Source organism: Mesorhizobium sp. WSM4887 (assembly GCF_029625865.1).
GTDB lineage: Bacteria > Pseudomonadota > Alphaproteobacteria > Rhizobiales > Rhizobiaceae > Mesorhizobium.
The window spans coordinates 1-270 of record NZ_JARTVP010000053.1; the positions used below are offsets into that span (position 1 = coordinate 1).

Annotated in this window: 1 protein-coding gene; it reads left to right on the forward strand. The window is 55.6% G+C overall.

The window, feature by feature from the left end:
* Window positions 1-187 (forward strand): hypothetical protein (locus tag P9230_RS32285; RefSeq protein ID WP_278121758.1); only part of this gene is annotated, 187 nt, incomplete at its 5' end.
* Between the last annotated feature and the right edge of the window lie 83 nt (window positions 188-270).

Genomic DNA, 270 nt, shown 5'->3' on the forward strand with positions numbered 1-270 from the left:
GCTTCTCGACCTGCGCGTTGCCGTTGAACAGGCGCGCGAAGCGCGGATCGAGAATTTCATAATAGTCTGCGGCCGCCATGCTTTCCTCCCGGCATCAATGACAGGGATCAAGCCAGCCGGAGGGACAGAAGGCAATGTGGGTACGCACAGTGTCCCACAAAAGATCGCTTGCCGGCTCTGCGCATGACGTTAGCGCCGCATTAACCGGCTATGCGTCCAGCGCAATGGTGCATTGCAACATCTTCTTTTTGCAATGCACCATTACTATGT